The organism is Pseudomonas sp. P1.8, assembly GCF_001269805.1.
GTDB lineage: Bacteria > Pseudomonadota > Gammaproteobacteria > Pseudomonadales > Pseudomonadaceae > Aquipseudomonas.
Genome location: NZ_LHVM01000007.1, coordinates 274,670 through 300,617, shown reverse-complemented (window position 1 = coordinate 300,617; position 25,948 = coordinate 274,670). Strand labels below are relative to the sequence as shown.

25 protein-coding genes and 1 tRNA gene are annotated in these 25,948 nt (G+C 58.6%); 12 read left to right on the top strand and 14 right to left on the bottom strand.

Annotated features, from left to right (window positions below; all coding sequences use genetic code 11):
• Positions 1-303: 303 nt before the first annotated feature.
• The 12 genes from arcD (at position 304) to AD668_RS05110 (ending at position 14,880) form a co-directional block, all read left to right on the top strand.
• The gene (gene arcD, locus AD668_RS05165; RefSeq protein WP_053155366.1) at positions 304-1,731 is read left to right on the top strand and encodes an arginine-ornithine antiporter; all 1,428 of its coding nucleotides are present in this window, start codon (positions 304-306) and stop codon (positions 1,729-1,731) included.
• Between the two features lie 32 nt (positions 1,732-1,763).
• Positions 1,764-3,014, top strand: coding sequence for an arginine deiminase (gene arcA / locus AD668_RS05160; protein ID WP_053155364.1), 1,251 nt, complete (start codon positions 1,764-1,766; stop codon positions 3,012-3,014).
• A 68-nt stretch (positions 3,015-3,082) separates the two neighbouring features.
• A complete protein-coding gene (locus AD668_RS05155; RefSeq protein WP_053155362.1) occupies positions 3,083-4,093 on the top strand; it encodes an ornithine carbamoyltransferase in 1,011 nt (336 codons plus the stop codon).
• Between the two features lie 165 nt (positions 4,094-4,258).
• On the top strand, positions 4,259-5,188 hold the full coding sequence (gene arcC, locus AD668_RS05150; RefSeq protein ID WP_053155361.1) for a carbamate kinase: 930 nt from the start codon (positions 4,259-4,261) through the stop codon (positions 5,186-5,188).
• A 12-nt stretch (positions 5,189-5,200) separates the two neighbouring features.
• On the top strand, positions 5,201-5,563 hold the full coding sequence (locus AD668_RS05145; RefSeq protein WP_053155359.1) for a DUF5064 family protein: 363 nt from the start codon (positions 5,201-5,203) through the stop codon (positions 5,561-5,563).
• Between the two features lie 187 nt (positions 5,564-5,750).
• Positions 5,751-7,259, top strand: a complete 1,509-nt coding sequence (locus AD668_RS05140) for a sigma-54-dependent transcriptional regulator (protein WP_053155357.1) — start codon at positions 5,751-5,753, stop codon at positions 7,257-7,259.
• A 414-nt stretch (positions 7,260-7,673) separates the two neighbouring features.
• The gene (gene gcvH, locus AD668_RS05135; RefSeq protein ID WP_053155356.1) at positions 7,674-8,057 is read left to right on the top strand and encodes a glycine cleavage system protein GcvH; all 384 of its coding nucleotides are present in this window, start codon (positions 7,674-7,676) and stop codon (positions 8,055-8,057) included.
• Between the two features lie 11 nt (positions 8,058-8,068).
• Positions 8,069-10,936, top strand: a complete 2,868-nt coding sequence (gene gcvP / locus AD668_RS05130; RefSeq protein WP_053155354.1) for an aminomethyl-transferring glycine dehydrogenase — start codon at positions 8,069-8,071, stop codon at positions 10,934-10,936.
• Positions 10,937-11,140: 204 nt separating this feature from the next.
• Positions 11,141-12,517 (top strand): L-serine ammonia-lyase, encoded by a 1,377-nt coding sequence (locus AD668_RS05125; protein ID WP_053155352.1) that lies wholly within the window; start codon positions 11,141-11,143, stop codon positions 12,515-12,517.
• Positions 12,518-12,553: 36 nt separating this feature from the next.
• The gene (gene gcvT, locus AD668_RS05120) at positions 12,554-13,678 is read left to right on the top strand and encodes a glycine cleavage system aminomethyltransferase GcvT (protein WP_053155350.1); all 1,125 of its coding nucleotides are present in this window, start codon (positions 12,554-12,556) and stop codon (positions 13,676-13,678) included.
• A gap of 404 nt (positions 13,679-14,082) precedes the next feature.
• Positions 14,083-14,295, top strand: coding sequence for a cold-shock protein (locus AD668_RS05115; RefSeq protein ID WP_007977299.1), 213 nt, complete (start codon positions 14,083-14,085; stop codon positions 14,293-14,295).
• 96 nt (positions 14,296-14,391) lie between these two features.
• On the top strand, positions 14,392-14,880 hold the full coding sequence (locus AD668_RS05110) for an RDD family protein (protein WP_053155348.1): 489 nt from the start codon (positions 14,392-14,394) through the stop codon (positions 14,878-14,880).
• Positions 14,881-14,983: 103 nt separating this feature from the next.
• Here AD668_RS05110 and nadA read toward each other — a convergent pair whose 3' ends face one another.
• The 14 genes from nadA to ruvC all read right to left on the bottom strand — a co-directional run bounded on the left by nadA (position 14,984) and on the right by ruvC (position 25,797).
• Positions 14,984-16,042, bottom strand: coding sequence for a quinolinate synthase NadA (gene nadA, locus AD668_RS05105; protein WP_053155346.1), 1,059 nt, complete (start codon positions 16,040-16,042; stop codon positions 14,984-14,986).
• A 269-nt stretch (positions 16,043-16,311) separates the two neighbouring features.
• Positions 16,312-16,387 (bottom strand) — tRNA-Lys (locus AD668_RS05100).
• 63 nt (positions 16,388-16,450) lie between these two features.
• The gene (gene queC / locus AD668_RS05095) at positions 16,451-17,143 is read right to left on the bottom strand and encodes a 7-cyano-7-deazaguanine synthase QueC (protein ID WP_053155344.1); all 693 of its coding nucleotides are present in this window, start codon (positions 17,141-17,143) and stop codon (positions 16,451-16,453) included.
• A gap of 1 nt (position 17,144) precedes the next feature.
• Positions 17,145-17,792: a 7-carboxy-7-deazaguanine synthase QueE gene (gene queE / locus AD668_RS05090; RefSeq protein WP_053155342.1), complete on the bottom strand. Its 648-nt coding sequence runs from the start codon at positions 17,790-17,792 to the stop codon at positions 17,145-17,147.
• Positions 17,793-17,958: 166 nt separating this feature from the next.
• The gene (gene ybgF / locus AD668_RS05085; protein WP_053155339.1) at positions 17,959-18,798 is read right to left on the bottom strand and encodes a tol-pal system protein YbgF; all 840 of its coding nucleotides are present in this window, start codon (positions 18,796-18,798) and stop codon (positions 17,959-17,961) included.
• A 6-nt stretch (positions 18,799-18,804) separates the two neighbouring features.
• The gene (gene pal / locus AD668_RS05080) at positions 18,805-19,302 is read right to left on the bottom strand and encodes a peptidoglycan-associated lipoprotein Pal (protein ID WP_053155337.1); all 498 of its coding nucleotides are present in this window, start codon (positions 19,300-19,302) and stop codon (positions 18,805-18,807) included.
• Between the two features lie 52 nt (positions 19,303-19,354).
• Positions 19,355-20,635 (bottom strand): Tol-Pal system beta propeller repeat protein TolB, encoded by a 1,281-nt coding sequence (gene tolB / locus AD668_RS05075; RefSeq protein WP_172681794.1) that lies wholly within the window; start codon positions 20,633-20,635, stop codon positions 19,355-19,357.
• Between the two features lie 17 nt (positions 20,636-20,652).
• Positions 20,653-21,732: a cell envelope integrity protein TolA gene (tolA, locus tag AD668_RS05070; RefSeq protein WP_053155333.1), complete on the bottom strand. Its 1,080-nt coding sequence runs from the start codon at positions 21,730-21,732 to the stop codon at positions 20,653-20,655.
• Positions 21,732-22,184, bottom strand: a complete 453-nt coding sequence (gene tolR / locus AD668_RS05065) for a protein TolR (protein ID WP_172681793.1) — start codon at positions 22,182-22,184, stop codon at positions 21,732-21,734. Before tolR ends, tolA begins: the two co-directional genes overlap by 1 nt.
• Before the next feature lie 23 nt (positions 22,185-22,207).
• The gene (tolQ, locus tag AD668_RS05060) at positions 22,208-22,903 is read right to left on the bottom strand and encodes a protein TolQ (RefSeq protein WP_034149144.1); all 696 of its coding nucleotides are present in this window, start codon (positions 22,901-22,903) and stop codon (positions 22,208-22,210) included.
• On the bottom strand, positions 22,893-23,360 hold the full coding sequence (ybgC, locus tag AD668_RS05055; RefSeq protein WP_053155328.1) for a tol-pal system-associated acyl-CoA thioesterase: 468 nt from the start codon (positions 23,358-23,360) through the stop codon (positions 22,893-22,895). The genes tolQ and ybgC overlap by 11 nt, the downstream gene beginning before the upstream one ends.
• Positions 23,361-23,487: 127 nt before the next feature.
• On the bottom strand, positions 23,488-24,549 hold the full coding sequence (gene ruvB, locus AD668_RS05050) for a Holliday junction branch migration DNA helicase RuvB (RefSeq protein ID WP_053155327.1): 1,062 nt from the start codon (positions 24,547-24,549) through the stop codon (positions 23,488-23,490).
• Positions 24,550-25,158, bottom strand: coding sequence for a Holliday junction branch migration protein RuvA (gene ruvA / locus AD668_RS05045; RefSeq protein WP_007995640.1), 609 nt, complete (start codon positions 25,156-25,158; stop codon positions 24,550-24,552).
• Between the two features lie 114 nt (positions 25,159-25,272).
• A complete protein-coding gene (gene ruvC / locus AD668_RS05040; protein ID WP_046042207.1) occupies positions 25,273-25,797 on the bottom strand; it encodes a crossover junction endodeoxyribonuclease RuvC in 525 nt (174 codons plus the stop codon).
• Positions 25,798-25,948 lie beyond the last annotated feature (151 nt).

Here is a 25,948-nt window from a genome sequence, read left to right as displayed (position 1 = left end):
GTCGACGACAATCCGTTTATTTATATATTTTCTAAATAACACATTTTTCACAAACGACATCACCAACAAACTTTAGAACTCTAGAACTCTAGAACGCCAACTAGCGTCATAACTCGAAACAAATACCCACACTATCCACTAAATGCCAGAAAGCCTCTGGATCAAGCATTACAGACAATCAGAATATGAATGATGGCACTCTGCTGATAATTATTGAATATGCCCATGCACTGATCCAAGTCAGTTATTTTAATTGCCACCAGACTTAGCCTGCCCGCTCTTCCACTGCATTGGTGTCACGCAATGTCTGCCTCTCCCGGAAAACTGAAACTCGGCGCATTGGTTGCGCTGGTTGTTGGCTCGATGATTGGTGGCGGGATCTTTTCCCTGCCACAAAACATGGCGGCGAGTGCCGATGTCGGCGCCATTCTGATCGGCTGGGCGATTACGGCGGTCGGAATGCTCACCCTCGCCTTTGTTTTCCAGACACTGGCCAACCGCAAGCCCGATCTCGACGGCGGGGTGTATGCCTACGCCAAGGCAGGGTTCGGCGACTACATGGGCTTCTCGTCGGCGTGGGGGTACTGGATCAGTGCCTGGTTGGGCAACGTCGGCTACTTCGTGCTGCTGTTCAGCACCCTGGGCTACTTCTTTCCGGTTTTCGGCGAGGGCAATACGCCGGCGGCGGTGATCGGTGCGTCGGTGCTGCTCTGGGCCGTGCACTTCCTCGTGTTGCGAGGGATCAAGGAAGCGGCGTTCATCAACCTGGTGACCACGGTCGCCAAGATCGTGCCGCTGGTGCTGTTCATGCTGATCGCGTTGTTCGCCTTCAAACTGGACATCTTCACCGCCGACATCTGGGGCCTGAAGAACCCGGACCTTGGCAGCGTGATGGACCAGGTGCGCAAGATGATGCTGGTCACCGTGTGGGTGTTCATCGGCATCGAAGGCGCGAGCATCTTCTCGGCCCGGGCGGAAAAACGCAGCGACGTGGGTAAAGCCACGGTCATCGGCTTCGTCACCGTACTGCTGTTCCTGGTGCTGGTGAATGTGTTGTCGCTGGGGATCATGACGCAGCCGGAACTGGCCGAGTTGCAGAACCCGTCGATGGCTGCCGTGCTGGAACATGTGGTCGGTCACTGGGGCGCGGTGCTGATCAGCGTCGGCCTGATCATCTCGCTGCTCGGTGCGTTGCTGTCGTGGGTGTTGCTGTGCGCGGAGATCATGTTCGCCGCCGCCAAGGACCACACCATGCCCGCTTTCCTGCGCAAGGAAAACGCCAACCACGTACCGGTCAACGCCTTATGGCTGACCAACGCCATGGTGCAGATTTTCCTGGTGATCACGCTGTTTTCAGCCAGTACTTACCTGTCGCTGATCTACCTCGCCACCTCGATGATTCTGGTGCCTTACCTGTGGTCGGCGGCCTACGCCCTCCTGTTGGCGGTGCGCGGCGAATCCTATGAAGGTGCGCTGGCCGCACGCAAGAAAGACCTGTTCATCAGCGCCGTGGCCCTGATCTACGCGGTCTGGCTGATCTACGCCGGCGGCATCAAATACCTGCTGCTCTCGGCCCTGCTCTACGCCCCCGGCGTAATCCTGTTCGCCAAGGCCAAGTTTGAAATCAACAAACCGGTTTTCACTCACGTCGAGAAGCTGATTTTCGCCGCAGTGGTCGCGGGCGCCCTGGTGGCAGCCTATGGTCTCTACGACGGCTTCCTGACTCTGTAACACACGTTTTTGTCATCTGGAGGATCACTGTAATGTCCATGGAAAAGTACGGCGTACATTCCGAGGCCGGCAAACTGCGCAAAGTCATGGTTTGCTCCCCAGGACTGGCCCATCAGCGGCTGACCCCGAACAACTGCGACGAACTGCTGTTCGATGACGTGTTGTGGGTGGCGCAAGCCAAGCGTGACCACTTCGACTTCGTCACCAAGATGCGCGAACGCAACATCGACGTGCTGGAAATGCACAACCTGCTGACCGACATCGTCGCCATCCCCGAAGCCCTGGACTGGATTCTGGAGCGCAAGATCACCGCCAATTCGGTGGGCCTGGGTCTTATCAACGAAACCGCTTCGTGGCTGCGCAGCCTGGAGCCGCGCAAGATTGCCGAGTACCTGATCGGTGGCGTTTCGGGCGACGATTTGCCGAGCAGTTTTGGTGGCAAGGCCATCGAGATGTTCCGCGATTTCGTTGGCCACTCCAGCTTCATTCTGCCGCCACTGCCCAACACCCAGTTCACCCGCGACACCACCTGCTGGATCTACGGCGGTGTCACGCTCAACCCGATGTACTGGCCGGCGCGCCGTCAGGAAACCCTGCTGGCCACTGCCATCTATAAATTCCACCCCGAGTTCACCAGCGCCGATTTCCAAGTCTGGTACGGCGATCCGGACCTGGAGCACGGCAACTCCACCCTCGAAGGCGGTGATGTAATGCCGATCGGTAACGGCGTGGTGCTGATCGGCATGGGTGAGCGCTCGTCGCGCCAGGCCATTGCCCAACTGGCGGTGAATCTGTTCAAGAACAAGGCCGTCGAGAAAGTGATCGTCGCCGGCCTGCCGAAGTCCCGTGCGGCGATGCACCTGGACACGGTGTTCAGCTTCTGCGACCGCGACCTGGTGACCATTTTTCCGGAAGTGGTAAACCAGATTGTCGCCTTCACCCTGCGTCCCGATGACAGCAAACCGGGCGGCATCGATATCCGCCGTGAACAAACCAACTTCCTCGATACCGTCGCCCAGGCCCTCAACCTCACGGCCCTGCGCGTGGTGGAAACCGGCGGCAACAGCTTCGCCGCCGAGCGCGAGCAATGGGACGACGGCAACAACGTGGTGGCCCTGGAACCCGGCGTGGTCATCGGTTACGACCGCAATACCTACACCAACACCCTGCTGCGCAAGGCCGGCGTGGAAGTCATCACCATCAGCGCCGGCGAACTCGGCCGTGGACGGGGCGGCGGCCATTGCATGACCTGCCCGATCATCCGCGACCCGATCGACTACTAACCTGTTGACCTTGGCCGACGCGTATCCCGCGCGGCCAAGGGGATTACCCAAACCCAAGGAGATCCAAAATGGCGTTCAATATTCACAACCGCAATCTGCTGAGCCTGGAACACCACACCCCTCGCGAATTGCGCTACCTGCTCGACCTGTCCCGCGACCTCAAGCGTGCCAAGTACACCGGCACCGAACAGCAACACCTGAAGGGCAACAACATCGCCCTGATCTTCGAAAAGACCTCGACCCGCACCCGTTGCGCCTTCGAAGTCGCGGCCTATGACCAAGGCGCGAACGTCACCTACATTGACCCAAACTCTTCGCAGATCGGTCACAAGGAAAGCATGAAAGACACCGCCCGCGTGCTCGGGCGCATGTATGACGCCATCGAGTACCGTGGCTTCAAGCAGGAAATCGTCGAAGAGCTGGCCAGGTTTGCCGGCGTCCCGGTATTCAACGGCCTGACCGATGAATATCACCCGACCCAAATGATCGCCGACGTGCTGACCATGCGCGAACACGCCGACAAGCCGATCCACGAGATCAGCTACGCCTACCTGGGCGATGCGCGCAACAACATGGGTAACTCGCTGCTGCTGATCGGCGCCAAGCTTGGCATGGACGTGCGCATCTGCGCGCCGAAAGCCCTGTGGCCGGCGGACGATCTGGTGGCCCGCTGCAAACAGTATGGCGAAGAAAGCGGCGCGCGCATCACCTTCACCGAAGACCCGAAAGAAGCGGTCAAGGGCGTGGACTTCATCCACACCGACGTCTGGGTGTCGATGGGTGAACCGGTCGAAGCCTGGGCTGAGCGCATCCAGCAACTGCTGCCGTATCAGGTCAACGCCGAGTTGATGAAAGCCACCGGCAACCCGCGCACCAAGTTCATGCACTGCCTGCCGGCCTTTCACAACTGCGACACCAAGATCGGCAAGCAGATTGCCGAGCAGTACCCGTTCCTGAACAACGGCATCGAAGTGACCGATGACGTGTTCGAGTCGCCGGCCTGCATCGCCTTCGAGCAAGCGGAAAACCGCATGCACACGATCAAGGCGATTCTGGTGTCGACCCTGGCTGATCTGTAAGCCATACAGCTCCCACTGACACGACATGGTCACTGTGGGAGCTGGCTTGCCTGCGATAGCCACGCCTCGGTATCTCTGACCGACCGCGGCGATCCTATCGCGAGCAAGCTTGCTCCTACAGGGGATCGAGTTGTTTGCCTTTCCTCTGTTTAGAAGGACTGCACCATGCGTATCGTCGTAGCCCTGGGCGGCAACGCCCTGCTCCGCCGTGGTGAACCCATGACCGCTGACAACCAGCGCGCCAACATCCGGATCGCCACCGAACAGATCGCCAGGATCCACCCCGGCAACCAACTGGTCATCGCCCACGGCAATGGTCCGCAAGTCGGTCTGCTGTCATTGCAGGCGGCGGCCTACACCTCGGTTTCGCCCTATCCGCTGGACGTTCTCGGTGCCGAGACCGAAGGCATGATCGGCTACATCATCGAACAGGAACTGGGTAACCTGCTGGACTTCGAGGTGCCCTTGGCTACCTTGCTGACCCAGGTCGAAGTCGACGCCAACGACCCGGCGTTCAAGAATCCAACCAAACCCATCGGTCCGGTCTATACCAAAGCAGAGGCTGAGGCACTGGCCGCCGAAAAAGGCTGGGCCATCGCCCCGGACGGCGACAAATATCGGCGTGTGGTTGCCAGCCCAAGACCGAAACGCATCTTCGAAATCCGTCCGATCAAGTGGCTGCTGGAAAAAAACAGCATCGTGATCTGCGCCGGTGGCGGCGGCATTCCAACCATGTACACGTCCCCCGGCAAACTGGAGGGCGTCGAGGCCGTCATCGACAAGGACTTGTGCTCGGCGCTGCTGGCCGAACAGCTTGAAGCCGATCTGCTGGTGATCGCCACCGACGTCAACGCGGCCTTCATCGACTTCGGCAAACCGACGCAGAAAGCCATCGCCCAGGCGCACCCCGATGAACTGGAAAAGCTCGGCTTCGCCGCCGGATCCATGGGACCGAAGGTGCAGGCAGCTTGCGAATTTGCACGCCATACTGGAAAAGTCGCAGTGATCGGCTCGCTGGCGGACATTGAATCGATCATTCTGGGCACCGCCGGCACACGCATCAGCACGGCGACACCGGGCATTACTTACTTGTAGGGAGAGGTGTTTATGGCAACGTTTGATCCTGGTCACTTGCACATCGAGCGCCATGCGCTGAACAAGGATGATGTGAGTTACAACATTCACCTCGACTATGAAGTCAGCAAGAACCCCAAAGGGGAAAAAGGCATTCAGTTCACCATGCATGGCACCATTCAGGGCAAGGAACTGAAGGAGCCCTTCTTCCTGCCCAAGGAAGAAGCCTACAACTTCGCGAGCAATGTGACGAAAATCGCCGAAAAATATGGCATTCCCAAAGAAAAAATCGCTATTGGTTCGTCACATGAACATTACGACCTGATGTTCGAAGACATCCGCGATCAACTGAATATGAAATCGGGCGACCCGATAGATCTCGAGAAATTCGAGTAACCCCTATCCCTTGTAGGAGCTGGCTTGCCAGCGATGAACGATAACGCGGTATTACTGACATACCGCACCGTCCGAATCGCCAGCATGCCGGCTCCTAAAGGTGCTGTACCTGACTGCGGATTTCACCTCTACCCCTTCACCAAGGCATACTTGCCCCCCTCCGCACTGCAGAACCCGAAACCGCCCCATGCGTATCCACGTCAGCTTCATCGACCGCGTCGGCATTACCCAGGAAGTCCTGGCCCTGCTCGGCGGGCGCAATCTCAACCTGGATGCGGTGGAAATGGTTCCACCCAACGTCTACATCGACGCCCCGACCCTGAGCCCGCAGGTCCTCGAAGAGTTGCGCGATGCATTGTTCAGCGTACGTGGCGTGCAAGCGGTGACGGTGGTCGACATATTGCCCGGCCAGCGCCGACACTTGCAGCTCGATGCATTGCTCGCGGCCATGACCGACCCGGTACTGGCGCTGGACAGTGACGGCAAGGTGCTGCTGGCCAACCCGGCATTGATCGCCCTGTACGGTCGCGAACCGGCCGGTGAAAGCGTCGCCGACCTGTTTGCCGACCCGGCCTTGCTTGATGCCCTGCTTGAACACGGCTTTCGCCTGCCGCTGCGGGAAATCACGGTCAACGGCCAGACTTTGCTGCTGGACGCCACGCCAATCACCGATGCCGGCGCCCTGCTGACCCTGTATCAGCCCAACCGCATCGGCGAACGCCTGTCCGCACTGCACCACGATCACGCCGAAGGATTTGACGCGCTGCTCGGTGAATCCCCGGTGATCCGCACCCTGAAGGCACGCGCCCAGCGGGTCGCGACCCTTGATGCACCGCTGCTGATCCAGGGCGAAACCGGCACCGGCAAAGAACTGGTGGCCAGAGCCTGCCACGCCATCAGCGCCCGACACAGCGCACCATTTCTCGCGTTGAACTGTGCGGCATTGCCGGAGAACCTCGCCGAAAGCGAGTTGTTCGGTTATGCCCCCGGCGCCTTCACCGGCGCGCAACGGGGCGGCAAACCGGGGCTGATGGAACTGGCCAACCAGGGCACGGTGTTCCTCGACGAAATCGGTGAGATGTCACCGTACTTGCAGGCCAAGTTGCTGCGCTTTCTCAACGACGGCAGCTTTCGCCGGGTGGGCGGTGATCGTGAGGTGAAGGTCAACGTACGTATCCTCAGCGCGACCCACCGCGACCTGGAGAAAATGGTCAGCGAAGGCCTGTTTCGCGAAGACCTGTTCTATCGCCTCAACGTCCTCAATGTCGAAGTCCCGCCCCTGCGCGAACGCGGCCAGGACATCCTGCTGCTAGCTCGCTACTTCATGCAGCAGGCCTGCGCGCAGATCCAGCGCCCGGTCTGCCGCCTGGCGCCGGGCACTTATCCGGCACTGCTGGGCAACCGCTGGCCCGGCAACGTACGGCAACTGCAGAACGTGATTTTCCGTGCCGCCGCGATTTGCGAGAGTAGCCTGGTGGACATCGGCGACCTCGACATCGCCGGCACCTCGGTCGCTCGCCAGGGCGACCACGAGGTCGACAGCCTGGAACAGGCCATGGACGAATTCGAGAAAACCCTGCTGGAAAAACTTTACGCCAGCTACCCCTCGACCCGCCAACTCGCAACCCGCCTGCAAACCTCCCACACCGCGATTGCCCATCGGTTGCGCAAGTACGGGATTCCCGGCAAGGCCTGAAAAGTCTGATGAACACCGACCTGTAGGAGCCGGCTTGCTGACGATGGCGTCTGCAAAATCGCGATCGCCAGCAAGCCGGCTCCTACAGGTCGTGAATGTCCATGCATCGGAAAATCACGTCTAAAAACGACCCCCACCTGTACTGAAAGCGCTACAGCGGAACGATATCGCTACACCCCTCCCCGATCACGGCCCTGCAAGGCTTTGATCCACCTCGCCTTTTATCAGCGACATACGGCGTAGCGATTTCGCTACAGCCATCGAAATCCAGCCACCCAAAAATTAATATAAGTCATTGAATTTAATAGAAAAATAAACATTGGCCGCGTTCTTGCTATGTAGTCCGTCATAACCGGGCATTGCCCCAGCTTTCAATCGCGTCCACCAGACGAGTCTGGCCCCTTAGGAGTTTCCATGAGCGAATTGCGTTTTACTGAAGATCACGAATGGCTGCGCACCGAAGCTGACGGCAGCGTTACGGTCGGCATCACCGCTTTCGCACAAAACGCCTTGGGCGACGTGGTTTTCGTACAACTGCCTGAGCTGCAGTCCTACGAAAAAGGCGCCGAAGCCGCCACGGTTGAATCGGTAAAAGCTGCAAGCGGTGTCTACATGCCATTGGACGGTGAAGTGCTGGAAGTGAATCCGGCGCTCGACAGCAGCCCTGAGCTGGTCAACGAAGATCCGCTGGGCGAAGGCTGGTTCTTCCGTTTCCAGCCAAGCGACGCTCAAGCAGTCGCCCAACTGCTGGATCAGGACGCCTACGACCGCCTGATCAAAGCCCAAGCCGAAGCCTGAGGAGCACAGACATGACTGAAGTGAATCCTGCTGTTGTAAATGTAAGTACCGCCAATGAATTCATCGCCCGTCACATCGGCCCTCGTGCCGGTGACGAGCAAGCCATGCTCAACAGCCTTGGCTTCGACAGCCTGGAAGCCCTGAGCGCCAGCGTTATTCCCGACAGCATCAAGGGCACCAGCGTCCTCGGCCTGGAAGACGGTCTGAGCGAAGCCGATGCCCTGGCGCTGATCAAGTCCATCGCCGGCAAGAACCAGCTTTTCAAGACTCACATCGGCCAAGGCTACTACGGCACCCACACGCCGTCGCCGATCCTGCGCAACCTGCTGGAAAACCCGGCCTGGTACACCGCTTACACCCCGTACCAGCCAGAAATTTCCCAGGGGCGTCTCGAAGCGTTGCTGAACTTCCAGACCCTGATCAGCGACCTCACCGGCCTGCCGATCGCCAACGCTTCCCTGCTCGACGAAGCCACCGCCGCTGCCGAAGCCATGACGTTCTGCAAACGCCTGAGCAAGAACAAGGGCAGCCACCAGTTCTTCGCTTCCGCGCATTGCCACCCGCAAACCCTCGACGTACTGCGCACCCGTGCCGAGCCACTGGGCATCGACGTGGTGGTTGGCGACGAGCGTGAGCTGACCGACGTCAGCGCTTTCTTCGGCGCCCTGCTGCAATACCCGGCAAGCAACGGTGATGTGTTCGACTACAGCGAACTGACCGAACGCTTCCACGCCGCCCACGCGTTGGTTGCCGTAGCCGCTGACCTGTTGGCGCTGACCCTGCTGACCCCGCCAGGCGAATTCGGCGCCGACGTGGCCATCGGTAGCGCCCAACGCTTCGGCGTACCACTGGGCTTCGGTGGCCCGCACGCGGCCTACTTCTCCACCAAAGATGCGTTCAAGCGTGATATGCCAGGCCGTCTGGTCGGCGTATCCGTGGACCGTTTCGGCAAGCCGGCCCTGCGCCTGGCGATGCAGACCCGCGAACAACACATCCGCCGCGAGAAAGCCACGTCCAACATCTGCACCGCACAAGTGCTGCTGGCCAACATCGCCAGCATGTACGCCGTGTACCACGGTCCAAAAGGCCTGACGCAGATCGCCAATCGCGTGCATCACCTGACCGCGATCCTGGCCAAGGGCTTGAACGCTTTGGGCCTGGGCGTTGAACAGGAAAGCTTCTTCGACACTCTGACCGTAGCCACTGGCGCCAACACCGCCAAACTGCACGAACAGGCTCGCGCCCAGCAGATCAACCTGCGCGTGGTCGACGCCGAACGTCTGGGCCTGTCCCTCGACGAAACCACCACCCAGGCCGACGTTGAAACCCTGTGGGGCATTTTCGCCGAGGGTAAAGCACTGCCGGACTTCGCTGCTCTCGCCGCTTCGGTGGTCAGCACTATCCCGGCCGCGCTGGTGCGTCAATCGCCGATCCTCAGCCACCCGGTGTTCAACCGCTACCATTCGGAAACCGAGCTGATGCGCTACCTGCGCAAGCTCGCCGACAAGGACCTGGCACTGGACCGCACCATGATCCCGCTGGGCTCGTGCACCATGAAACTCAACGCCGCCAGCGAAATGATCCCGGTGACCTGGGCCGAGTTCGGCGCCCTGCACCCGTTCGCTCCAGCCGAGCAAAGTGCCGGCTACCAGCAACTGACCGACGAACTGGAAGCGATGCTCTGCGCCGCCACCGGTTACGACTCGATCTCGCTGCAACCGAACGCCGGTTCCCAAGGTGAATACGCCGGTCTGCTGGCTATTCGCGCCTATCACCAGAGCCGTGGCGAAGACCGTCGCGACATCTGCCTGATCCCGTCGTCGGCCCACGGCACCAACCCGGCCACCGCCCAAATGGCTGGCATGCGCGTTGTCGTGACTGCTTGCGATGCCCGTGGCAACGTTGACATCGAAGACCTGCGCGCCAAGGCCATCGAGCACCGCGAACACCTCGCCGCGCTGATGATCACCTACCCGTCGACCCACGGTGTGTTCGAAGAAGGCATCCGCGAAATCTGCGGCATCATTCATGACAACGGCGGCCAGGTGTACATCGACGGCGCCAACATGAACGCAATGGTCGGCCTCTGCGCCCCGGGCAAGTTCGGCGGGGACGTCTCGCACCTGAACCTGCACAAGACCTTCTGCATTCCACACGGCGGTGGCGGCCCGGGTGTCGGCCCGATTGGCGTGAAATCGCACCTGACTCCATTCCTGCCGGGCCACGCCCAGATGGAACGCAAGGAAGGCGCGGTCTGCGCAGCACCGTTCGGCAGCGCAAGCATTCTGCCGATCACCTGGATGTACATTCGTATGATGGGGGGCGCGGGTCTCAAGCGCGCTTCGCAGCTGGCAATCCTCAATGCCAACTACATTTCCCGTCGCCTCGAAGAGCACTATCCAGTGCTGTACACCGGCAGTAACGGCCTGGTCGCGCACGAATGCATCCTCGACCTGCGTCCGCTCAAAGACAGCAGCGGCATCAGCGTCGATGACGTGGCCAAGCGCCTGATCGACTTTGGTTTCCACGCCCCGACCATGTCGTTCCCGGTCGCTGGAACGCTGATGATCGAGCCGACCGAGAGCGAATCCAAGGAAGAGCTGGACCGCTTCTGCGACGCCATGATCCGCATCCGCGAAGAAATCCGCGCAGTGGAAAACGGCACCCTGGACAAGGAAGACAACCCACTGAAAAACGCTCCGCACACGGCGGCAGAGCTGGTCGGTGAGTGGTCCCACCCTTACAGCCGCGAGCAGGCCGTTTACCCGGTTGCCTCGCTGATCGAAGGCAAGTACTGGCCGCCGGTCGGTCGTGTCGACAACGTGTTTGGCGATCGCAACCTGGTGTGCGCCTGCCCGTCGATCGAAAGCTACGCTTAAACGGATAAGGGGGCGGGTCTGCTCGCCCCCTTATCCAGGAACATCACAAAACCCTGTGGGAGCTGGCTTGCCAGCGATGAGGATGGATCAGCCTACATTTCTGTTGCCTGACACACCGTCATCGCTGGCAAGCCAGCTCCCACAAGGATTGCATCAAGCCTGACAATCCGCGAATTCCTATAACAAGAAACCGGAGAACAACTCATGTCGTTAAGCGTGTTCGACCTGTTCAAGATTGGCATCGGCCCCTCCAGCTCCCACACCGTCGGCCCGATGCGCGCTGCTGCGCGCTTCGTCGAAGGTTTGCGCCGCGAAAACCTGCTTGAAGCCACCGCCAGCATCAAAGTCGAGCTGTATGGTTCTCTCGGCGCTACCGGCAAGGGGCACGGCAGCGACAAGGCTGTGCTGCTGGGCCTGGAAGGCGAACACCCGGACACCGTCGACACCGAAACCGTCGTAGCGCGCCTGCAAGAGATTCGCAGCAACGGTCGTTTGAACCTGCTCGGTGAACACAGCATTGCGTTCAACGAGAAAGAACACCTGGCGATGATTCGCAAACCGTTGGCCTATCACCCCAACGGCATGATCTTCCGCGCATTCGACGCCGCTGGGCTGCAAATCCGCAGCCGCGAGTACTACTCGGTCGGCGGCGGATTTGTGGTCGATGAGGACGCTGCCGGCGCCGACCGCATCGTCGAAGACACCACCCCCCTGACATTCCCGTTTAAAAGCGCCAAGGACTTGCTCGGTCATTGCGTCAAATATGGGCTGTCGATCAGCCAGGTGATGCTGACCAATGAAAGCGCCTGGCGGCCGGAAGCGGAAACCCGCGCCGGCCTGCTGAAAATCTGGCAGGTGATGCAGGACTGCGTCGCCGCCGGTTGCCGCAATGAAGGCATCCTGCCCGGCGGCCTGAAGGTCAAGCGACGGGCCGCCGCGCTGCACCGGCAACTGTGCAAGAACCCCGAATCATCATTGCGCGACCCACTGTCAGTGCTCGACTGGGTCAACCTCTACGCGCTGGCGGTCAACGAAGAAAACGCTAATGGCGGGCGCGTTGTGACCGCGCCGACCAATGGCGCCGCCGGGATCATTCCCGCCGTGCTGCATTACTACATGCGATTTATCCCGGGTTCGAATGACGACGGCGTCGTGCGTTTCCTGCTGACGGCCGCGGCCATCGGCATTCTGTACAAAGAAAACGCCTCGATCTCTGGCGCCGAAGTCGGCTGCCAGGGCGAAGTCGGCGTGGCGTGTTCGATGGCTGCGGGCGCTTTGTGCGAAGTCCTTGGCGGCACCGTGCAGCAAGTGGAAAACGCCGCCGAGATCGGCATGGAACACAACCTCGGCCTGACCTGCGACCCGATTGGCGGGCTGGTACAGGTGCCTTGCATCGAGCGCAACGCCATGGGCTCGGTCAAGGCCATCAATGCCGTGCGCATGGCCATGCGCGGTGACGGGCAACACTTCGTCTCCCTCGACAAGGTCATCCGCACCATGCGCCAGACCGGCGCCGATATGAAAAGCAAATACAAGGAAACCGCCCGCGGCGGTTTGGCGGTCAACATTATCGAGTGCTGATGTGCGCTCATCTGCACAACTTTTCAGGAGCTGAATATGTCCACCGAACAACTGTTGAAAACCCCCTTGCACGCCCTGCACATCGAACTCGGCGCGCGCATGGTGCCGTTCGCCGGTTATGACATGCCCGTGCAATACCCGTTGGGCGTGATGAAAGAACACCAGCACACTCGCGATCAGGCCGGGCTGTTCGATGTCTCGCACATGGGCCAGATCCGCCTGACAGGCGCTGACGCCGCCAAGGCCCTGGAAACCCTGGTGCCGGTGGACATCATCGACCTGCCGGTGGGCATGCAGCGCTACGCCATGTTTACCAACGAGACCGGCGGCATCCTCGACGACCTGATGGTTGCCAATCTGGGTAACGACGAACTGTTCCTGGTGGTCAACGCCGCCTGCAAGGATCAGGACCTGGCGCATCTGCGCAAGCACATCGGCGAACAGTGCACGATCGAACCCTTGTTCGAAGAACGAGCCCTGCTGGCCCTTCAAGGTCCTGCTGCCGTAACAGTACTGGCACGTCTGGCACCTACCGTTGCGAAGATGACGTTCATGCAGTTCGCCCGCGTCAACTTGCTGGGCGCGGATTGCTTCATCAGCCGCTCGGGATATACCGGCGAAGACGGTTTCGAAATTTCCGTGCCGGCGGCCAACGCAGAAGCCTTGGCGCGCGCCCTGCTGTCCGAACCGGAAGTGGAGGCCATTGGCCTTGGCGCCCGCGATTCCCTGCGCCTGGAGGCCGGCCTGTGCCTGTATGGCCACGACATGAACACCGACACCACCCCGATCGAAGCGAGCTTGCTGTGGGCGATTTCCAAACCGCGTCGTGCCGATGGCGCACGTGCCGGCGGCTTCCCTGGCGCTGAAAACGTATTCGTCCAGCAGCAAGGCGGTGTCAGCCGTAAACGTGTTGGCCTGTTGCCGCAAGAACGCACCCCGGTGCGCGAAGGTGCCGAAATAGTCAACGAGACTGGCGAGATCATTGGCGCCGTCTGCAGCGGTGGTTTCGGGCCGACCCTGGCGGGTCCTTTGGCAATGGGTTACGTCGACAGCGCTTACGTCGCGCTGGACACACCTGTCTGGGCGATTGTTCGTGGGAAAAAGGTGCCTTTGCTGGTAAGCAAAATGCCATTTGTTCCTCAACGCTACTATCGCGGCTGATTAACTGTTCCTATAAGTAACGCGGTTGCGTTAACAGTGCACTAATGTGTAACGCAACCGCCATAAAGCAGTGCACTGTTTTAGCTCTAAGCTTCGATTATGAACTTTGCTTATAACGATCGAACACAATTGAACAAGGCACCTGCATAGAGCACCTGCTGAACTGACTAAACGCCATCAACCTGAGCAAATACGGGCCTTCTACGGGGGCTTGTTTTTTCTCCCGTAGTTGGCGTAGAGTTTGTTCACTGTGTTTGCATGGGTCGCTTGGAATCGTGACCTGGGCAGTAGCCTACAAGTTAGCTACATCCCGTTCGACGTCTTCTTACTCTCCTGCAACCAGCCCCAGTACTCTTTCATGTGAAGGAGACTGTCATTAATTTTTGCGTCAAAGGAAATAAGAAATGTCCCAACGTCAGAGCGGTACCGTCAAGTGGTTTAACGACGAGAAAGGTTTTGGTTTTATCACTCCTGAAAGCGGTCCGGATCTGTTCGTGCATTTCCGCGCAATCCAGGGCAACGGCTTCAAGAGCCTGAAAGAAGGCCAGAAAGTGACCTTCATCGCCGTGCAGGGCCAGAAAGGCATGCAGGCTGACGAAGTTCAAGCAGAAGCCTAATCTTCTGTTACGAAAAAGCCTCTGATGCTGACATCAGGGGCTTTTTTGTGCGCGTAAATCCGTAAAATGGCTTTCTTTTTCCACCGAGAGCCTGCCATGTCGAAACACCTGCTTACCCCTCAGGGCGACTTTCCTGTCGCAGGCCTGGGTCGTCGCCTGGCAGCGATGTTTTACGACTTTCTGTTGTGCACTGCCCTGCTGATCGTCACCAGCGGCATCTACAAGATGGTTCAGATGGCGATCATTGGCGAAGAAAAAATGCGCACCCTGACCGAAGCCGGGGCTCTGGATGGTGATCCTTTGCTCTCGACGGTCCTGCTGTTTGTACTGTTTGGGTTCTTCGCCAAGTTCTGGACGTATTCCGGCCAGACGCTTGGCATGCAGGTGTGGTGCATTCGGGTACAGAATACCGATGGTTCGTCCATCAGCCTGTGGCAGGCGCTACTGCGCTTTGTGGTGTCGATCGCCTCACTGCTGTGCGTTGGACTGGGGTTCTTCTGGTCGCTGTTCGACAAGCAGAAACGCAGCTGGCATGACATGTATTCAAATACGCAGCTGGTGCGGATTCCAAAGAAAACCAAGTAACAGCCACAAAAAAGATCGCAGCCTTCGGCAGCTCCTACAGGTGAAAACAAAACCATCTAGGAGCTGCCGAAGGCTGCGATCTTTTTGATCTTGGCTTTTGACTTTATGCGTTACCGGCCAGCTTCATCCGCGCAGCCTGAGTGAAATCAAGCATCCGCTTCAGCGGGCGAATCGCCTGCGGAATCAGCGCCGGATCCACAAAGATCTCATTCGCGCCTTCCTTCAAGCTCTTCAGCGTGCGCTCAAGCGTGTTCATCGCCATCCACGGGCAATGCGCGCAACTGCGGCATGCGGCGCCGTTACCGGCCGTAGGCGCTTCGATGAAGACTTTGTCCGGGCACAGCTGCTGCATCTTGTAGAAGATGCCGCGGTCGGTTGCGACGATCAGCGTCTTGTTAGGCAGGCTCTGTGCCGCCGCGATCAATTGACTGGTCGAGCCTACGGCATCCGCCAGTTCGATCACCGAGGTCGGCGATTCAGGGTGCACCAGGATCGCCGCATCCGGGTACAGCGCTTTCATGTCTTCGAGCTGCTTGGACTTGAACTCTTCGTGAACGATGCAGGCACCGTCCCACAGCAGCATGTCGGCGCCGGTCTTGCGTTGAATGTAGGTGCCCAGGTGCTTGTCCGGGCCCCAGATGATGGTTTCGCCGTTATCCATCAGGCTTTCAACGATCTCCAGGGCACAGCTTGAAGTCACGACCCAGTCCGCCCGGGCTTTGACCGCCGCGGAGGTGTTGGCATATACCACCACCGTGCGCTCCGGATGCTGATCGCAAAACGCCGAAAACTCATCGACCGGGCAACCCAGGTCCAGCGAACAGGTCGCCTCCAGGGTCGGCATGAGGATGCGTTTTTCAGGGTTGAGGATTTTTGCCGTCTCACCCATGAATTTCACGCCGGCGACAACGACTGTCCTGGCCGGATGAGCGTTGCCGAAACGGGCCATTTCCAGCGAGTCGGAAACGCAGCCTCCGGTTTCTTCGGCCAGGGCCTGAATCACCGGATCGCAATAGAAGTGTGCAACCAGCACCGCGTCCTGAGCCTTGAGCTCGGCAGCGATGGCGGCGCGATAGTAAGCCTCTTCGTCAGCGGTCAGCGGCTTGGGCTGCTTGGCATCGAGGTGGGCTTGAACCAGAAGGCGTTCGGAAATCTGCGTCATGTTCGCAAGACCTGCAGGCGCATTCGCGCGAAAGTCGAGTATACACCCGGCTCCGGACCCTTCAGGGTACCGCCGGGAAAGTGAGTATTGATCAGGCACGGACAGCGTTGGAGCTGCGCAAGGCTACAGAATATCCGACGGATGCAAAAGGTGATTCTGACTTGGTCATGCGGTGCAGCCTGAAGTGGCCGCCCTGAATCGCAGGCAAAAAAAAATCCGGAAATCCTCACTTGCGTGGGCCTTCCAGACTTTTAAAACTGCTTTGAAAATGGTGGGTCGTGTGGGATTCGAACCTACGACCAATTGGTTAAAAGCCAACTGCTCTACCAACTGAGCTAACGACCCGCTGTGTGGTGGCGCGTATAATACTGATTTTTAAGGACTATTCAACACCTATTTTGAAATAAATCAAAAATAAGGGGTTGGATCGCTGATTCCGGCTGCCGCAAAGCCTTCTGCACGCAGTCGGCAGCTGTCGCACTTACCGCATGCACGGCCGTTATCATCGGCCTGATAGCAGGAAACGGTCAGGCCATAATCCACCCCCAGCTTCACACCCGCCTGGACGATCTGCGCCTTGCTGAGGTTTTGCAGCGGTGCCTGGATGCGGAAACCATTGCCCTCGACACCGGCCTTGGTGGCCAGATTGGCCATGCGCTCGAAAGACTCGATGAATTCGGGACGGCAATCCGGGTAACCGGAGTAGTCCACCGCATTCACACCGATGAAGATGTCACGTGCGCCAAGCACTTCAGCCCAGCCCAACGCCAGAGACAGGAACACCGTGTTACGCGCTGGCACGTAAGTCACCGGAATGCCCTCACCCAACTCTTCTGGAATATCGATGCTGCTGTCCGTCAGTGCGGAGCCGCCCATGCCGTTCAGGTTAAGGCCGATCACTTTGTGCTCGACTACACCCAGATCGCGAGCAACACGCGCCGCGGCGTGCAGTTCGGCATGGGAGCGCTGACCATAGTCGAAGCTCATGGTGTAGCAGCTGTAGCCTTCGGCGCGAGCCATGGCCACGACGGTGGCGGAATCCAGACCGCCAGACAGCAAGATGACCGCGCGTTTTTCGGTGGTGTTCAATTGATCAGTCATCTCAGCGCCCCGGCTCGTCATTCCAAAGATATTTATGCAGCTGCAATTGCAAGCGCACTGGCAGATTGTCCGCCACCACCCAATCCGCCAGATCCCGAGCATTGAGATCATGGTGACTTGGCGAAAACAGCACTTCACCGGCACGCCGATCCAGACCGTACTGGATCAGCTTGGACACTGACCAGTCATAGTCTTCCCGCGAACAGATGACAAACTTCACCTGGTCGTTGGGTGTGAGCAGTTCAATGTTTTCGTAGCGGTTGCGGTGTGCTTCCTTCGAACCCGGTGTCTTCAGGTCGACAACGCGACTGACTCGGGAATCCACCGCCGAGATATCAATAGAGCCACTGGTTTCCAGTGACACTTCGTAACCGGCATCGCACAAGCGTTTGAGCAATGGAATGGCGTTGGGTTGGGCCAAAGGCTCGCCGCCCGTGACACAGACATAACGCGGACGGAATCCGGCGACCTGCTCGAGGATGTCATCGAGGGTGCGGATGGTCCCGCCAGTGAAGGCGTAGGCGCTGTCGCAGTACTGGCAACGCAGAGGACAACCGGTCAGGCGCACAAAAACAGTGGGCAGCCCGGCAGTCCGTGTTTCACCCTGCAACGAGTAGAAAACTTCGGTGATTCTCAATGTGTCTTGCATAGTCGCCACGGGCGTAACAGCTAAACAGGCTGTCCGCCTCCGTCAGGCACTTCAAGGAACCCCGGCAATGCGCAGGCACCAAAAAGCGTGTTTCATAAAAAGGGCGTGAATTCTAACGAAAAAACCCGCGACAAGCGCGGGTTTCTTCGAAACAGGTCAGGCAGCCTTACATTTTTTGCAGATCGCGCTGTGCCAACTGAGCGGCCGACGTGCCCGGATACTGGGACACGACCTGCTGCAGAATGCCTTTGACCTTGTCGGTATGACCCAGGCGGCGCTCTACATCAGCAAGCTTGTACAGCGAATCAGGCACTTTGGCGTGCTTGGGATACAGCTGGGAAACCTTGGCAAATGCCTGACCTGCACCTTGCAGATCACCTTTGGCCAGGTTCACTTCGCCCAGCCAGTATTGGGCATTGCCCGCGTACTGACTGTTCGGGTATTTGCGCAGGAAAGCGGCGAAAGCCTGACTGGCCTTGTCGAAATCCTTGGCCTTGATCAGGTCGAAGGCAGCGTCGTAATAGAGCTTTTCCTTCGCCGGATCCGCTGGCTCGCTACCCGCGGCGGGCGCTTGAGCGGCCGCTGCGCCAGCGCCTGCAGCTGCTGCTGCGCCGGGGGCATTCAAATCGCCACCGGTGGAAGAATTATCAGGAGTCGCGGCTGGTGCAACGCCGGTTCCTATGCGCCGATCAAGATCCTGGTATCGCTCCAGGCTTTCCTGCTTCATGCGCGCTACATCATTTTGCAGTTCTTCGATCACACCTTGCTGGCGCGAGATCTGATCCTGCATTTGTTGCAGTTGGTTGAACAGCTGGCCCTGTGCCGAGACAGGGGTCGAAACCCCTCCCCCGGCATAGGCGCCGCTCGTACCGTAACCTGCAGGCGGATAACTGCTCCCGCTATTGTTATAGCCGGAGTTGTCCTCGACCACAGGAACCGCAGCCCACACCGCAAGCGGAGCGAGGCTGAGAGCCAAAACAGTTACAGCACGACGGCACGTTCGCATGACGAATTACTTACGCAGTTCGACGCGACGGTTTTGAGACCAGGACTGCTCGTCGTTACCGGTAGCAACTGGACGCTCTTCGCCGTAGGAAACCAGTTCCAGCTGAGCTGGGGAAACACCTTGCAGTACCAGGTAACGCTGAACGGCTTTCGCACGACGCTCGCCCAGTGCCATGTTGTACTCACGAGTACCACGTTCGTCGGTGTTGCCTTCCAGAACAACGCGAGCGCCGTTTGCTTTCAGGTCTTTGGCGTGAACGTCCAGAGCGCGCATGGCTTCTGGTTTCAGATCCGAACTGTCGTATTCGAAGTAGAAAGTGGTGATAGCGCGCAGTGCAGCTTCTTCGCTCAGGGAGCCGTCAACTGCACCAGTGTTTGCGCCGTAACCAGCGTTTGGATCTACCGCGCCTTCACCGGCATTGTCGCCGCCTTTGGACGAGCAACCTACAGCTACAGCCATGGCCAGTGCCAGCGCAGCAAATTTACCAAACTTCAGCATTTCCATCGTGAAACTCCTAATGAACCCCAGTGTGTTAAGTACAACGTAAAGCGCCGCGTCAGTTCAGGTAAGGGGACCAGGAAGGTTCTCTGACTTCGCCTTGTGCGGTAGGAAGCGGGAGCCTTACGCGTCCATTGATGGACACGAGCATCAAGACTCCCCGGCCCTGCTGGCGGGTGGCGTAGATTACCATGGTGCCGTTGGGCGCGACAGTAGGCGACTCGTCCAGAGTGCTATCAGTGAGGATTTTTACGCTACCGCGCTGCAAATCCTGGGCCGCCACCTTGAAATTGGTGAAACCATCCTGACGATGAATCATGACAAGCGTCTTTTCATCAGCCGACAGTTTAGGGTTGGCGTTGTAGTTACCGACGAAAGTCACACGTTCAGCACCGCCACCACCGACGCTGGTCTTGTAGATCTGTGGTTTGCCGCCACGGTCAGACGTGAAGTAGATGGTCGAACCATCCTTGCCCCAGAACGGTTCGGTGTTGATGCCGGGACCGTTGGTAACGCGAGTGATCTGACGCGAACCGAGGTTCATCACGTAGATGTCCGGGTTGCCGTCTTTCGACAGTACGAACGCCAGGCGATTGCCATCCGGCGACCAGGCTGGCGCGCCGTTCAGACCTTCGAAGTTGGTGATCTGCTCACGGCGACCGGTGTCGATGTTCTGCATGAAGATGCGTGGACGCTTCTGCTCGAAGGAGACATAAGCGATGCGCTTGCCGTCCGGTGCAAAACGCGGCGACAGGATCGGCTCACGCGATTGCAGCAGGGTTACCGCACGGGCACCGTCATAATCCGAACGCTGCAGCGTGTAGCGAGTGTTCTTTTCGGAGAAACGCTCGGCCGTCACGTACAGCAAGCGAGTCGAGAACGCACCTTTGATACCCGTGAGTTTTTCGAACGACTGGTCGGAGATGTAGTGCGCCATGTCGCGCAGTTGATCAACGCCACCCGACACGCTACCGGTCAGCACTTGCTGTTCGGTGGCGACGTTGAACAGTGCGTATTGCACCTGCAGGCGACCGCCGGCCGGAACAATGCTGCCAACCATGACGTACTGCGCACCGAGCGCCTTGAAGTCACGGTAGATGATTTCGCTGGCCTGGCTTGGCTGGCTGATCATGTTCTGCTTTGGAATCGGCGAGTAGTAACCCGAGTTGCGCAGGTCGTTACCGATGATTTCGGCCATATCGTCCGGCAGCACGCTGCCGCCCTGGAAACCGAACGGCACGACTGCAATCGGAGTTGCCCGATCGCTGCCGCTGGTGACCAGAATGTTTTTCTCATCTGCCATCGCTAACCCTGCCATGCAGCAGATAACGACGAGCATTCCTCGAAGAAGGTTTCTCACAAGGCTAGATCCTCAGGTGTGAATGTCATCTTGAATGAACGATACGGAGCGAAATCGCTCGGCTTCATTCCCTGCATTTCTGTCAAACGTCCAATATTCTTCACCGCTGCCACAGCCGATGCGTCAAACGGACCGTCGCCGCTGGACCTGGAAACGCTTACCGAGGTCAGCGTACCGTCCGGCAACATGCCGATTTGCAACACCACTGTCATGCCTTTGCGCGCCGAAGGTGGACGAGCCCAGCCTTCCGCAGCACGTGCACGAATCAGGTCATCGAAACTGCCGGCGACTTCGTCACCCTGCTCATCGGCCAAGGCCTGCTGACGCTGTGGCGTATCGGAAAGCAAATCTGCCAAGGCCTGGGCCTTTTTGTCTTCGGCGGATTTACGTGCCGCATCCTGCGATTTTTTCTTCGCAGCGTCGGCAGCGGCTTTCTTCTTCGCGTCTTCGGCGACTTTCTTCTTCGCCTCTTCAGCTTCAGCTTTCTTCTTGGCGTCTTCCGCGGCTTTCTTCTTTGCGTCTTCGACGATCTTTTTCTTGGCTTCTTCAGCGGCCGCTTTCTTGGCCTCTTCTTCAGCAGCCTTCTTGGCTTCTTCTTCCGCTTTCTTCTTGGCTATATCAGCCAATTGTTTCTCTTCTGCCTTCTTGGCTTCAGCAGTCTTCTTCGCTTCGTCGGCTTTCTTGGCTTCGTCAGCCTTTTTCGCCTCTTCCGCTTTCTTCGACTCGTCGGCCTTCTTGGCTTCCTCGGCCTTTTGAGCCGCTTCTTCTTTCTTTTGTTCCGCAGCCTTCACCGCTTCCTGCTCGACCTTTTTCTGTTCCAACTGCTCGACTTCGGTCTGGCGCGCGGCGGACTTCTTCGCTTCACCCGCAATCTTCTGATTGGTCTGGGTGGTCGCCTGACTTTTCGATTTCAGCTGGTACAAGGTCGCCTGGACAATCGGCTTGGCCGGCGGTAACTCCGGGGTAAAGGCGAAACTGACAAACAGCATGCCGAACACCAGCACGTGCAAGCCAATCGCCCAGACACTGGGCCAGAAGTAACTTTCCGAGGCGGACGGCTCTCGCATTTGTTGCATCAGGGTGCCTCGGTAATCAAGCCAACATTACCGACCCCGGCTTTCTGCAACCCGCCCATTGCACCCATGACGGCGCCGTAGTCGACCGTCTTGTCGCCACGAATGAACACTTGGGTGTGCTTGCCGCCTTCGTTGCCGGCGCGAATGATCTTGGTCACGGCGTCGGTCATCTGCGGCAAGGTCATGGCCTTGTCCTGCTGCTTTTCTGTATCGACTTCGCTGCCAAGGTTCCAGTAATAGGTCTTGTCAGCCTTGATCGAAATGGTCAGGACCTGGGTGTTGTTGTCCTGCGGCAAGGCTTCGCTGGAAACCTTGGGCAGATCAACTTTCACGCCCTGATTGAGCATCGGCGCGGTCACCATGAAAATGACCAGCAGTACCAGCATCACGTCGATGTAAGGCACCACGTTCATCTCGGCAACCGGCTTGCGCTTTTTGCGAGCTCGAGCGATTAAAGCCATTGGAAATTACCTGCTTATTCTTCGCTGGTGTGCACTTTGCGGTGCAGGATCGCCTGGAATTCATCGGCGAAGGTGTAGTAACGGCTGATCAGCGTTTCGCTGCGAGCGGCAAAACGGTTGTAGGCGATTACGGCAGGAATGGCGGCGAACAGACCGATCGCGGTAGCGATCAGTGCTTCGGCGATACCCGGAGCCACAGTGGCCAGGGTCGCTTGCTGCGCGGTCGCCAGACCACGGAAGGAGTTCATGATGCCCCACACCGTACCGAACAGACCGATGTACGGGCTCACGGAACCAACGGTCGCCAAAAACGGAAGGCTCTGCTCAAGCTTTTCTTCTTCACGGGAAATGGCAACGCGCATGGCACGGGCCACGCCTTCCATGACCGCTTCCGGGTCCACGCCTGGCTGCTGGCGCAGACGGGAGAATTCCTTGAAGCCGGCGCGGAAAATTTGCTCGACGCCTGAATCAGGGTCCGGGTTGCTGCCGGCCTGACGGTAGAGTTTGGACAGGTCGATACCCGACCAGAAGCGCTCTTCAAAGCTCTCCAGGGCACGTCGACCGGCGCGCAGCAGGTTGCTGCGCTGAAAGATCATGATCCATGAGGTCACCGATGCGGCTACCAGGGTCAGCATTACCAGTTGCACCACGATACTGGCATTGCTGACCAGGCTCCACATGGAGGAATGGTCGACGACGTTAGCTTCCACGCTTTATCTCCTGCTTTGAGTGTGTACCCGCGCCGCTCACGTCGGCAAAGGCCGCTCGTAGAGCTTCGGGAATGGCCCGGGGTTTTAAACTTTCAGTGCGCACACAGGCCACCAGAAACTGCCCTTCGCAGAGCAGCGCATCATCCGTAGCCCGCCTGACCTGCTGCTTGAAACGCAGGCTGACACGGTTCAATTCGATTACTTCAGCGCTTACCAGCAGTTCGTCGTCCAGTCGCGCCGGCGCGTGGTAACGCGCTTCGCTGGAATGCACGACAAACAACAGGTCCTCACCTGCCAGCTGCGATTGGGCAAAGCCCAGATTTCGTAGCCGCTCGGTTCGAGCCCGTTCCATAAACTTGAGGTAATTAACGTAATACACGATGCCGCCCGCATCGGTGTCCTCGTAATAAACGCGACAACGATGTGCGAAAGGCTCCAGCCCGTTTTGCGCGCGCATACTCTAGTGCTTACTCCTCAGGTTGCCAATCCGGCCAGGCAACTGTTTTTCATTGTTCTGCGGCTTTCGCGCAAAAGTACGGTCGTGGGACCACACATTGCCCGAAAAAATCAGCACGCAAAGGTGATTAATCGTCCACGACATCAAGAAACTCGTCTACCACGGGCATTTCGCCCAATCGTGACGGAATGTTTAAACCGAAATGCAGGTAGGCATGTCGCGTCACCACTCGCCCCCGTGGCGTGCGCATGATGTAGCCCTGCTGGATCAGGTAAGGCTCCAGCACGTCTTCAATGGTGTGGCGCTCCTCGCTGATCGCGGCGGCCAGACTGTCCACACCGACCGGACCGCCATCGAACTTCTCGATCATGGTCAACAACAGACGTCGGTCCTGATGATCGAAGCCACGCTCATCAACGTCCAGCAGGTTCAGCGCCAGGTCGGCAATCGGCTTGGTGATATGCCCCTTGGCACGCACTTCGGCGAAATCGCGCACCCGACGCAGCAAGCGGTTGGCGATCCGCGGGGTGCCGCGAGCACGGCGGGCGATTTCGAACGCACCTTCCGGGTCCAGCGGCAAACCGAGAATGCTCGCCGAACGACTGACAATCGTCGACAGGTCAGCGTTGTTGTAGAACTCAAGACGCTGAACGATGCCGAAACGGTCGCGCAACGGGTTGGTCAGCATCCCTGCCCGCGTGGTCGCGCCGACCAGGGTGAACGGTGGCAGATCCAGTTTGATCGAGCGCGCCGCCGGCCCCTCGCCGATCATGATGTCGAGCTGGAAATCTTCCATGGCCGGGTAAAGCACTTCTTCGACGATCGGTGACAGCCGATGGATTTCGTCGATGAACAACACATCATGTGGTTCAAGGTTGGTCAGCAGCGCCGCCAGATCACCGGGGCGTTCCAGCACCGGGCCGGACGTGCTCTTGATCGACACGCCCATTTCCTGGGCAATGATGTTTGCCAGGGTGGTTTTACCCAAGCCCGGCGGGCCGAAGATAAGGGTGTGATCCAGCGATTCGTTACGCCCGCGCGCCGCCTGGATGAACAACTCCATTTGTTCACGAACGGTCGGCTGGCCGATGTATTCGGCCAGACTGACCGGGCGAATGGCGCGATCCTGGACTTCCTCGCGGTCACGAGGGGCCGTCGTGGCAGCAATCAGACGATCAGCTTCAATCACTTAGATCATCCCCTTCAAGGCACGGCGGATCATGTCTTCGCTGCTCAAACCTTTCTCCTTGATCGCAGACACCGCCTTGCTTGCCTCCTGGGGTTTGTAACCCAGGGAAATCAAGGCGCTGACCGCGTCGTTTTCAGCGGTGTTCACCGGGGCTGGCCCATCCGGCTGGTTCGGTACCAGCGCAAACATGGCCGGTACGGTTTCCCATGCCTTGAAACGATCCTTCAGTTCCACCAGCAAACGCTCGGCGGTCTTCTTGCCCACGCCCGGCACCTTGGTCAGCGCCGAGGTGTCCTGGGACTGCACGCAGCGGACCAACTCGTCGACTTCCAGGCTAGACATCAAGGCCAGGGCCAGCTTTGGCCCGACACCATTGAGGCGGATCAATTCGCGAAAAAAGTCTCGCTCACGCTTGCCGACAAAACCATAGAGTAACTGCGCGTCTTCGCGCACGACCAGATGGGTGTGCAAGGTCAGCGGCTCACCGACCGACGGCAAGCGATACAGAGTCGTCATGGGCACTTCAAGCTCATAACCCAGACCATTTACATCCAGAATCAGATGCGGTGGCTGCTTCTCAGCCAGGGTGCCGCGCAAACGTCCAATCACGTTACAAATCCTTGAGCGTTGGCCAGCTCTGGGCCAGCGACTGACGGAATGAGGAAGTATCGCCGACAACCCAGGCGAAAATTCCACATTCCATGAAAATGACTGCTGATGCTATCAGAGACGCAGGCGCCCGCCACGACTGCGTGCCGCACCCAGACCGTGGGGCAACAGGCTGGACCGGGTATGAGCATGACAAATGGCAATGGCCAGGGCGTCCGAGGCATCGATCTGAGGTTTGCTGGTCAATTTCAGCATATGCATGACCATCATCTGCACTTGTTCTTTATTCGCCGCGCCGGTGCCGACCACGGCTTGTTTGACCTGGGTCGCGGAGTATTCGGCAATTTCCAGGTTTTCTTCCGCGCCCGCCACAATGGCGGCACCGCGGGCCTGGCCCAGTTTCAGGGCAGAGTCGGCGTTGCGCGCCATGAACACCTTTTCGATGCCCATGGTTACCGGATGGTACGTCTGAATGATTTCCCGGACACCGCGATAGACAATCTGCAAGCGCTCATGCAACTCGCCGGCGCCGGTACGGATGCAGCCGGAGGCCACATACTCGCAACCACGGCCGGTATCGCGAACAACACCATAACCGGTGATGCGCGAACCGGGGTCGATACCAAGGATTAAAGTCATAACGCCTGCAGAAAGAGATCGCGGTTAACGGAGGATAACTGTGTAGGAGCTGCCGAAGGCTGCGATCTTTTAAATAAACCACCGAAAATCAAAAGATCGCAGGCTTCGCCAGCTCCTACGGGAACGGGTAAAGGCTGCGATCTTTCAATAC

Coding starts and splice junctions, on each gene's coding strand:
- AD668_RS05140 (WP_053155357.1), top strand. CDS start 5,751: ATGCGTATCCACGTCAGCTTCATCGACCGCGTCGGCATTACCCAGGAA.
- gcvP (WP_053155354.1), top strand. CDS start 8,069: ATGACTGAAGTGAATCCTGCTGTTGTAAATGTAAGTACCGCCAATGAA.
- queC (WP_053155344.1), bottom strand. CDS start 17,143: ATGACTGATCAATTGAACACCACCGAAAAACGCGCGGTCATCTTGCTG.
- AD668_RS05125 (WP_053155352.1), top strand. CDS start 11,141: ATGTCGTTAAGCGTGTTCGACCTGTTCAAGATTGGCATCGGCCCCTCC.
- gcvT (WP_053155350.1), top strand. CDS start 12,554: ATGTCCACCGAACAACTGTTGAAAACCCCCTTGCACGCCCTGCACATC.
- AD668_RS05110 (WP_053155348.1), top strand. CDS start 14,392: ATGTCGAAACACCTGCTTACCCCTCAGGGCGACTTTCCTGTCGCAGGC.
- ybgC (WP_053155328.1), bottom strand. CDS start 23,360: ATGCGCGCGCAAAACGGGCTGGAGCCTTTCGCACATCGTTGTCGCGTT.
- ybgF (WP_053155339.1), bottom strand. CDS start 18,798: ATGCGAACGTGCCGTCGTGCTGTAACTGTTTTGGCTCTCAGCCTCGCT.
- AD668_RS05155 (WP_053155362.1), top strand. CDS start 3,083: ATGGCGTTCAATATTCACAACCGCAATCTGCTGAGCCTGGAACACCAC.
- nadA (WP_053155346.1), bottom strand. CDS start 16,042: ATGACGCAGATTTCCGAACGCCTTCTGGTTCAAGCCCACCTCGATGCC.
- queE (WP_053155342.1), bottom strand. CDS start 17,792: ATGCAAGACACATTGAGAATCACCGAAGTTTTCTACTCGTTGCAGGGT.
- tolB (WP_172681794.1), bottom strand. CDS start 20,635: ATGCTCGTCGTTATCTGCTGCATGGCAGGGTTAGCGATGGCAGATGAG.
- AD668_RS05115 (WP_007977299.1), top strand. CDS start 14,083: ATGTCCCAACGTCAGAGCGGTACCGTCAAGTGGTTTAACGACGAGAAA.
- arcA (WP_053155364.1), top strand. CDS start 1,764: ATGTCCATGGAAAAGTACGGCGTACATTCCGAGGCCGGCAAACTGCGC.
- ruvC (WP_046042207.1), bottom strand. CDS start 25,797: ATGACTTTAATCCTTGGTATCGACCCCGGTTCGCGCATCACCGGTTAT.
- gcvH (WP_053155356.1), top strand. CDS start 7,674: ATGAGCGAATTGCGTTTTACTGAAGATCACGAATGGCTGCGCACCGAA.
- tolA (WP_053155333.1), bottom strand. CDS start 21,732: ATGCAACAAATGCGAGAGCCGTCCGCCTCGGAAAGTTACTTCTGGCCC.
- arcC (WP_053155361.1), top strand. CDS start 4,259: ATGCGTATCGTCGTAGCCCTGGGCGGCAACGCCCTGCTCCGCCGTGGT.
- arcD (WP_053155366.1), top strand. CDS start 304: ATGTCTGCCTCTCCCGGAAAACTGAAACTCGGCGCATTGGTTGCGCTG.
- AD668_RS05145 (WP_053155359.1), top strand. CDS start 5,201: ATGGCAACGTTTGATCCTGGTCACTTGCACATCGAGCGCCATGCGCTG.
- pal (WP_053155337.1), bottom strand. CDS start 19,302: ATGGAAATGCTGAAGTTTGGTAAATTTGCTGCGCTGGCACTGGCCATG.